The sequence below is a fragment of the Terrisporobacter mayombei genome (assembly GCF_020748465.1).
GTDB classification, from domain to species: domain Bacteria; phylum Bacillota; class Clostridia; order Peptostreptococcales; family Peptostreptococcaceae; genus Terrisporobacter; species Terrisporobacter mayombei.
Map to the genome: position 1 here is coordinate 1 of NZ_JAHZMP010000019.1, position 5,123 is coordinate 5,123.

At 29.7% G+C, this 5,123-nt stretch carries 3 protein-coding genes and 2 rRNA genes; 4 read left to right on the forward strand and 1 reads right to left on the reverse strand.

Annotated features, from left to right (window positions below; translation table 11 throughout):
- Positions 1-115, forward strand: a 5S ribosomal RNA gene (rrf, locus tag K0039_RS19765); the annotation flags it as partial.
- 98 nt (positions 116-213) lie between these two features.
- Here the strand turns inward: rrf and K0039_RS19770 are convergent.
- Positions 214-1,398, reverse strand: coding sequence for a pyridoxal phosphate-dependent aminotransferase (locus K0039_RS19770; RefSeq protein WP_228106754.1), 1,185 nt, complete (start codon positions 1,396-1,398; stop codon positions 214-216).
- A gap of 218 nt (positions 1,399-1,616) precedes the next feature.
- Here K0039_RS19770 and K0039_RS19775 point away from each other — a divergent pair, with 218 nt between their 5' ends.
- The 3 genes from K0039_RS19775 to K0039_RS19785 all read left to right on the forward strand — a co-directional run.
- Positions 1,617-3,968, forward strand: coding sequence for an anaerobic ribonucleoside triphosphate reductase (locus K0039_RS19775; protein ID WP_228106755.1), 2,352 nt, complete (start codon positions 1,617-1,619; stop codon positions 3,966-3,968).
- Positions 3,969-3,990: 22 nt separating this feature from the next.
- Positions 3,991-4,530 (forward strand): anaerobic ribonucleoside-triphosphate reductase activating protein, encoded by a 540-nt coding sequence (gene nrdG, locus K0039_RS19780; RefSeq protein ID WP_228106756.1) that lies wholly within the window; start codon positions 3,991-3,993, stop codon positions 4,528-4,530.
- 524 nt (positions 4,531-5,054) lie between these two features.
- Positions 5,055-5,123: ribosomal RNA gene (locus tag K0039_RS19785) — 16S ribosomal RNA — on the forward strand; the annotation flags it as partial.

Genomic DNA, 5,123 nt, shown 5'->3' on the forward strand with positions numbered 1-5,123 from the left:
TGGTTATTATAGCAAAGAGGATACACCTGTTCCCATTCCGAACACAGAAGTTAAGCTCTTGAGCGGCGATGGTACTTGGGGGGCGACCCCCTGGGAGAGTAGCACGTAGCCACGTAATTTTTTTATTTAGAAATACAAGCCATGTAAAAACCCAACTAAAGAAGCCATGTAAATTAATTTTTACATGGCTTTTTCGTATATTTGTATAGAGTTTTAATTCATTATTTCTAAAATGAAATTTTCCAATCTATTTAATCCTTCTAAAAATTCTTTTTCTGAGCAAGCGTAAGATATACGCACATATTCATCTATTCCAAAAGCTTTACCAGGAACTATGGCTACATTGTATTTAGATAGGAATTCGTCGCAAAATTCAATAGAAAAACTTTCGTTATATTTATATTTTTTAGAAACTTGCGATAAGTCTATAAATACATAGAACGCACCATTTGGATAAACATAGTCCACATATTTCATAGTATCTAATTTAGAAGTAATTAAATTTCTTCTAGATCTATATGTATTTACCATATTATCTATATCGTCTTTACAATGCTTTAATGCTCCATATCCTATATATTGTGCTGTTAAAGATGGGTGAGAAACTAAGTGACCTTGTATTGCACTAATTCCCTGAGCTATTTCTTCATTTGATGCAGTATACCCTAATCGAAGTCCAGTCATTGCTGCTGATTTTGCAAATCCATTAACAGTAATAGTAATATTCTTTACGTCTTCTCCCAAAGATGCAACAGATACAAATTTGTCATTATAACAAATTCTTTCGTAGATTTCGTCAGATAATATATAGATATTTTTTTCTAAACATACATTTGCTATTTCTAACAACTCTTCTTTTGTATAAACACTTCCTGTTGGATTGGATGGGTTGTTTAATAAAAGCATTTTAGTCTTATCAGTTATATATTTTTCTAATAAATCTGCTGTTAACTTAAAGTCGTTTGACTTATGTGTTTCAATTGGTACAGGAACTGCATTAACGAGCTTAGTCATTTCAGAATAACTTACCCAATATGGTTTTGGTATTAAAACTTCATCTCCTGGATCTGTAACTACTAACAAAGCATTTGTTATAGCATTTTTTGCGCCACTAGATAAAACTATTTCATCTGAAGAATAACAAGAGTTATTTTCCTGTAACAATTTCTTACAAATTTCATCCCTAAGTATAGTTAACCCAGGAACTAAATCATATTTCGTACAATTTTCATTTAAAGATTGAACTCCACATTCAAGAGCTTTTTTAGGAACATTAAAATCTGGTTCCCCTATACTTAAACTTATAACATCTTTACCTGATTCTCTCATTTTTTTTACCTTTGAACTAATTCCTATAGTGCAAGAAGGTGAGATAATACTAAGTCGATTAGATAACATTTTTTTACCCCCTTAAATAAGTATATTATCTATAATACAATAAAATGGGAAAAATTTCATAAAAACTAATAACTTTTGTTGACAAAAAACATTTTAAGTACTTTATAGACAAAGCCTTTTGATAAATGTTATCCTATTATAAATAGTGGATATATACCATATATAGTGGTTAAACTATTTAAGTTATACAAGATATAGTAATTAGGAGGGGTTTTTTAATGTTAGAATATATTAGAAAAAGGGATGGAAGAATCGTAAAACTTAATGAAGATAGAATAACAAGAGCTATATTTAAAGCGGCTAATGAAGTGGCAAAAGAAGAGGGAATAGTACCTAGTTATGAGATGTCCGAAGAGTTAAGTCAAAATGTAATAAAGATACTAAGTTCTAAGTTTAAGGACACAATTCCAGGAGTTGAAGATATACAAAATATAGTAGTAAAAGTTTTAATAGAGGATGGTCATGCTAGAACTAGTGAGAAGTACATTACATATAGAAATGAAAGAAGTAGAATTAGAAACTCTCGTACAAGACTTATGAAGTCTATAAGTCAAATAACATTTGAAGATGCTAGTGATGCTAATATAAAAAGAGAAAATGCCAATATTGATGGAAATACTGCTATGGGAACAATGCTACAGTATGGAAGTACAGTTTCAAAAGAATTTTGCAAAACTTTTGTATTAAAGCCTGAACACGTTAATGCTCATGATAGCGGAGATATACACATACATGATATGGACTTTCTTAATATGGGCACATTAACATGTTGCCAAATTAAGCTAGATAAACTTTTTGAAAATGGATTCTCAACAGGTCATGGTTTTTTAAGAGAGCCTAACAGTATTATGAGCTATGGTGCTTTAGCAGCAATTGCAATTCAGAGCGATCAAAATGATCAACATGGAGGTCAAAGTATACCATTTTTTGATTATGACATGTCCAAAGGTGTATATAAGACTTTTAGAAAACTATATATAAATAATTTGCTAAAAGGTTTAGAACTATTAGTAAATAAAAATGACATTGAAAAATTAAAAGAGATAGTATACTCTACAGAAAATGAAACAGGATTAAAAGTTGGGTTGAAACAAGATGATAAGTATAAACTTTTTGAAAGAGAAAAGTTGATTAGGGAATTTAATATTGATTTAAATACAGCAATTAGAATACAAGAATTTGCATATAAAGAGGCATATAAAGAAACAGACAAACAGACATATCAATCTATGGAAGGTTTTATACATAATCTAAACACAATGCATTCTAGAGCAGGAGCTCAAGTACCATTTTCAAGTATAAACTTTGGGACAGATATATCATTAGAAGGTAGAATGGTAAGCAAAAATTTATTATTATCAATGGAAAAAGGTTTGGGAAATGGTGAAACGGCTATATTCCCTATACTTATATTTAAGGTAAAAGAAGGTGTTAACTTAAATGAAAGTGATCCTAACTATGATTTATTTAAATTATCCTGCAGAGTATCAGCAAAAAGATTATTTCCTAATTTCAGTTTCTTAGATGCACCATTTAACATAGAATATTACGAACCTAATAATCCAGAAACAGAAGCAACTTATATGGGATGTAGAACTAGGGTAATGAGTAATGTGTGTGGTAAAAATGAAGTTAGCGGTAGAGGTAATTTATCTTTTACAACTATAAACTTACCGAGACTTGGTATAGAACACGGAATAATAAAAAATAATAAAACTGACTTAGATGGTTTCTTTAAAGATTTAGATAATAAAATAGCGTTAGTAATAGATGAATTATTAGAAAGAATGGAGATACAAGGAAATAAAAAAGTTAAGAACTTCCCTTTCCTAATGGGACAAGGTATATGGAGAGATTCAGATAAATTAAATTATGATGATAAATTAGACGAGGTGATTAAACAAGGAACTCTGACACTTGGCTTTATTGGTTTAGCTGAGTGTTTAATAGCGTTAACAGGAAAACATCATGGGGAAAGTGAAGAAGCCCAAGAATTAGGATTGAAAATTATATCGCATATGCGAAAAAGAATGGATGAGGCCACTGATAAATATAAATTAAACTTTTCTTTAATAGCAACACCAGCAGAAGGATTATCAGGTAGATTTACAGATATAGATAAGAATATATACGGTGAAATAAAAGGTATAACAGATAAAGAATATTACACAAATTCATTCCATGTACCTGTTTACTACAATATAAGTGCGTATGATAAGATAAAAAAAGAAGCACCTTACCATTCTTTAACAAATGGAGGACATATTACATACGTGGAACTAGATGGAGATACATCGGATAATTTAGAGGCTTTCGAAACGATAATAAGGGCTATGAAAGAATCTGGGATAGGATATGGTAGCGTAAATCATCCAGTAGATAGAGATCCTATATGTGGTTACTCTGGAGTTATAGAAGGATTTGTATGTCCTAAATGTGGCAGAAATGAAAATAATAGCAATATTAAATTTGAGAGAATAAGAAGAATAACAGGATACTTAGTAGGAACTGTAGATAGATTTAATGATGCTAAAAAAGCAGAAGTTAGAGATAGAGTAAGACATAAATAAAAATATTAAAGGTAGTGGTTATATGAAATTAAGATTAGCTTCAGAATTGACATATGATAGTATTGTAGATGGACCTGGACTTAGAATGGTTATTTGGACACAAGGTTGCATACATAATTGTTATAAATGTCATAACCCTCAAACTCATAAATTAGAAGGTGGAATTATTGTTGGTACAGATTATGTTATAGAGAAAGTAAAAAAACTTAAATTGCATAAGGGAATAACTTTATCAGGGGGAGAACCATTTTTACAACCAAAGGCATTATCATTAATTGCAAGATCAGCACAGTTAGAAAATTTAGATGTGTGGTGTTATACTGGCTTTGAATTTGAATACTTAATAAGCGAAGAGAATCCTTTATATATTCATAACAAAACATTACTACAATATATAGATATATTAGTAGATGGAAAATTCGTATATGAAAAAAAGGATATAGGACTTAAATTTAGAGGATCATCAAATCAAAGGATAATAGATGTTAAAAGTAGCTTGGAAACAAATGAAGTAATATTAAAAGAGGAATATATGGAGAAAAGTCTACACATGGCAAAATAATTTTTAAGGAAGATGATATAATTTATTGTCTTCCTTAATTTTATTTTAAAAATACAAAAATAAAAATATGTGAATAAATATGGTGTATATGTGGATAAAATATAACGGACTTGGAATAAAGTTTGAAATTTAAATGCATGTAAAAATGTGGAAATGTGGATAAAAATATATATGAAAATTAAAGAAAAAAACATTAAAAAAAGTGTTGACGATAAAAAATAAACCTGATATAGTTATACTTGTCCTTGAAACGAGGGCAAAACAGCAACAAAACTTTTAAAAAAGTTGTTGACAAAGTAAGTCTTTAAATGATAAAGTAATACTTGTCAAAAAGATAACGAGTCAGCAAAAAATAAAAGTGTTGACAAATAAGATTGAATTTGATAAAATTAAGAGGTTAATTAAGAACTTTGAAAATTAAACAGTAGGTTAACAATAAATTAATTCTTTAAGAATTAAACTGAAGCAACAAACAAACCAAGCCAGATATTCAGATAATGATTAGTCTGAGCGATGGACAACTTTTTTATGAGAGTTTGATCCTGGCTCAGGATGAACGCTGGCGGCGTGCCTAACACATGCAAGTCGAGCGA

Coding starts and splice junctions, on each gene's coding strand:
- nrdG (WP_228106756.1), top strand. CDS start 3,991: ATGAAATTAAGATTAGCTTCAGAATTGACATATGATAGTATTGTAGAT.
- K0039_RS19770 (WP_228106754.1), bottom strand. CDS start 1,398: ATGTTATCTAATCGACTTAGTATTATCTCACCTTCTTGCACTATAGGA.
- K0039_RS19775 (WP_228106755.1), top strand. CDS start 1,617: ATGTTAGAATATATTAGAAAAAGGGATGGAAGAATCGTAAAACTTAAT.